3 protein-coding genes and 1 pseudogene are annotated in these 3,333 nt (G+C 71.5%); 2 read left to right on the forward strand and 2 right to left on the reverse strand.

Annotation, left to right across the window (positions count from 1 at the left end; all coding sequences use genetic code 11):
• Together WAL33_RS07385 and WAL33_RS07390 are read left to right on the forward strand one after the other, a co-directional pair.
• A pseudogene (locus tag WAL33_RS07385) lies at window positions 1-790 on the forward strand (hypothetical protein); the annotation flags it as partial.
• Between the two features lie 61 nt (window positions 791-851).
• Window positions 852-1,166: a hypothetical protein gene (locus WAL33_RS07390; RefSeq protein WP_422179980.1), complete on the forward strand. Its 315-nt coding sequence runs from the start codon at window positions 852-854 to the stop codon at window positions 1,164-1,166.
• A 25-nt stretch (window positions 1,167-1,191) separates the two neighbouring features.
• Here WAL33_RS07390 and WAL33_RS07395 read toward each other — a convergent pair whose 3' ends face one another.
• Together WAL33_RS07395 and WAL33_RS07400 are read right to left on the reverse strand one after the other, a co-directional pair.
• Window positions 1,192-2,283 carry a DUF2336 domain-containing protein gene (locus WAL33_RS07395; protein WP_422179982.1) on the reverse strand — a complete coding sequence of 364 codons (1,092 nt, stop codon included), beginning with the start codon at window positions 2,281-2,283 and terminating at the stop codon, window positions 1,192-1,194.
• A gap of 243 nt (window positions 2,284-2,526) precedes the next feature.
• Window positions 2,527-3,282, reverse strand: coding sequence for an ABC transporter permease (locus tag WAL33_RS07400; protein WP_422179984.1), 756 nt, complete (start codon window positions 3,280-3,282; stop codon window positions 2,527-2,529).
• Window positions 3,283-3,333: the final 51 nt, after the last annotated feature.

Consider the following 3,333-nt stretch of genomic DNA (forward strand, 5'->3'; position numbering starts at 1 on the left):
CGTCAAGGGCGGGGCCTCGCGCCTGCTGCTGGCCGACCAGCGCGCCGCCCGCGTCGAACTGCTGCTGGCCTGCGCCGCCCGCCTGAAGGACCGCGCCCTGACCGAAGTGGCGCTGGAGGAGGCCAAGACCGCCGAGGCCGGCCTGGATCCTGATTTCGAGCCCCTGGCCTGGTCGCGCCTGGAGACCCTGCGGGGCACGGCCCTGGTGCAGCTGGGCGAGCTGGACGGCGAGATCAACCACATCGCCGACGGGGTCGAGGCCCTGGCCGGCGCCCTGGAGTCAGTCACCGCCGACCACAGCCCGATGGACTGGGCCCGAGGCCAGGCCGCCCTGGGCGCCGGCTTGCAGGCCATGGGCGAGGCGACGACCTCCGAGCGCTGCTTCGAGCGGGCGGTCACCTGCTACGACCGCGCCTCGCACATTCTCAAGGTCCAGCCGGCCCTGGCCCTGCGCGCCGTGGTCGCCAACAACCGCGCCCTCAGTCTGGCCCGCAGCGCCGAGCTGACCGCCGACCTGGCCGTGCTGGACGCCGCCGAAATGGCCTTCAAGGCCGAGTTGGTGGCGACCCCCGGCGCGCGCGATCCGGCCGCCTGGGCCGTGACCCAGATGAACCTGGCCCGTCTCTACGAGGCCCGGGTCGAGATCACCGGCCGCGACGACGGCCGTCTCGATCGCGCCGCGATGGCCCTGGCCAGCGCTTTCGACATCTTCGCCGAGCTGGGCCTGCGGTCACTGACCGACCTGGCGGCTCAGGGGTTGCAACGGGTCAAGCAGGCCCACGCCGCCTGACCCAAAATGAAACCGGACGGCCTCCAACGGGCCGGACCCAAGAACCTGTAGGGAAGACTCAGTGATCGCTTCGTTGCTTGCCGCCGCCGCTGTTTCGATCGTTCCGACGCCTGTCGCCCAATCGGCCGCCCAGCCCGCCGTGACCCAGGTTCGCGACGTTCAGCCCCAGATCGCCGAAGCGATGCTCAGCTGCATGGTCAAGCGCGACGGCGGTCTGACCGCCTGTTCGGTGCAAAGCGAGTTCCCGGCCGCCATGGGCGTGGGCCAGGCGGCTCTGTCGATGGCCTCGCAGTTCCAGGTCGAGTTGATGGGGCCCGACGGCAAGAGCCGCGCCGGCTCGTTCATCGACGTGCCGATCCGCATCCGCATCCGCTAGGCGGCTCCTCCCGAGGCGAGCGGCCCTAGGCCGCCGCGACCTCGCCGCTCGAACGGCGCATGCGCCAGAAGCGGATGGTGCGCAGGGCCGCCTCGCGGGGCAGGGCGGCGTAGAGCTCGCCATAGTCCTTGGCCTTGCCCATGGCGTTGTCGTTCGGGTCCAGGATCAGCAGGGCGAAGGTCAGGAACAGGGCGCGGTCGAAGTCGGCCGCCTTGCAGACCACCGACAGGGCGTCCAGCTCGCGGCGCTCGATGATCCGGCGGGCGGTGTGGAAGTCGATGTCGGCCAGTTCGGCCAGGGCGACCAGGAACTGGCTGGTCTTGTTGGCGCGCAGCATGGCGACCAGGGCCTGGGGCGTGATCGCGTCGCGGGTCTTCAGCGCCACGATCGCCTTGACCGCCGCCTGGTAGTCGGCCGGCAGGGCGCCGTCGCCGGCGGCGACGCGGTTGCGGCCGGCCTTCAGGGCCGCTTCCAGAATGGCCGGATCGACATCGGCGTTGCGCTCCATGATCCGGTCGCGCAGGCGCGCCTCGGCCACGAAGTACATCTCGTTGAGCAGGTCCATGGGCATGGCCTTGCGGTCGATCACCGCCTCGTGCAGGTCGGGATTGACCGCCGCGCGGTCGACCGCCGCCTCGTGGGCCTCGCGCGACAGCACCGCGCCCTCGTTGCGCAGCAGCACGCCCAGGGTAGTGTCGTCGCCGCGTTCGACGATGGCGTCTGACACCTGGCTGGGCACCACGGAGCGCTGTGAGATGGCGCGCAGGTGGTCCTGGCCCTGGGTGCGGGCCACGTGCAGCAGATCGGCGTCGCTGAGCTGGGGCGCGCCTTCCAGGATTGGGCGGGCGATGGCGATGTTGTCGCTGGCCAGGGTCCGGGTCAGGGACGGCGGCGGGGCGGCGCTGGCGCCCAGGCGCTCGGCCAGCTCGATCCGCACGGCCTCTTCCATGTCGCCGGCCAGCTGGCCCATCACGTCGTCGAACAGACCCATCTCGACCTCGCCATGACCATCGGCGGCGAAGAACAGGTCGGTGACGCCGCGCAGCAGTTCGCGGCGGCGCGCGCTGGAGGGTTCATCGGCCAGGGCGATCAGGTCATGGAGGCGCGACTGGATCAAAGGCCTTTGCCCCGGGGCTTGGCGCCATCTTGGCCGCCGCCGCCGCGCGCGCTCCTGGCGTACGCCGGGGCGGCGACGCTGAACAGCACGGGCAGGAGCAGGGCGAGGCGCATGAACCGGTCCGAAACGAGCGCGGGATCGGTCCGATTGATAGGCGGGTGGGCTTAATCTTGACCTAACGCGGCCCGATCTCGCCAAAAGATTGTGGCGTTATGTCGTATTTTCGACGTTGGGCGGCGGTGATCAGCGGCCGCGCCACCAGGCCAGCAGGCGGCGTTCGCCCAGGCTCAGAAGACCATGCAGCGCCACGCCCAGCACGGCCAGCACCGCCAGGGCGGCGAACACCCGCGCGGTCTGCAGGCGGTTCGAGGCCTCCAGGATCCGCCAGGCCAGGCCCTGATTGCCGCCCGATCCGGCCACGAACTCGGCGACCACGGCCCCGACGACGGCCAGACCGGCCGCCACCTTGTGACCCTCCAGCAGGGCCGGCACGGCCGAGGGCAGGCGCAGGCGCCACAGGCGTTGGGTGCGGCGCGCGCCATACAGATCGAACAGGCGCGACAGGTCCTGGTCCGTGGCTTTGAGGCCGGTCAGGGCGCCCGAGAAGATCGGGAAGAAGGCGGCCACGGCCGCCAGGGCGACGACGGCGCGCTGCGGATGTTCGATCCCGGCCCAGATGGTCATCAGCGGTCCGATGGCCACCAGCGGCGTGACCTGCAGGGTGACGGCCACGGGACGCACGGCTTCCTCGACGGTCGGGTTCAGGCTGACCGCCAACGCCAGGCCGCAGGCCAGGGCGCTGGCCAGGGCCAGGCCGACCAAGGCGGTCGACAGGGTGTTCCAGGCGCTGGCCAGCAGCAGCGGCCAGCCCTCGGCCAGGGCGGCGCCGATCGCCGACGGGGCGGGCAGGAGATAGACGGGGACCGCGAGCACGCGGCAGGCGGTTTCCCAGACGGCCAGCAGCAGGGCGATCAGGATCAGGGGGGCGAGGAGCTTCATGCCGCGAGCCCCCTCCGGCCCTTCGGGCCACCTCCCCCAGAGGGGGAGGAT

Origin of the sequence: Caulobacter sp., assembly GCF_049283275.1 — a bacterium.
Lineage (GTDB): Bacteria > Pseudomonadota > Alphaproteobacteria > Caulobacterales > Caulobacteraceae > Caulobacter.

Bases quoted from the DNA above. Each gene is read 5' to 3' on its own strand.
- WAL33_RS07400 (WP_422179984.1), bottom strand. From the start codon at position 3,282: ATGAAGCTCCTCGCCCCCCTGATCCTGATCGCCCTGCTGCTGGCCGTC.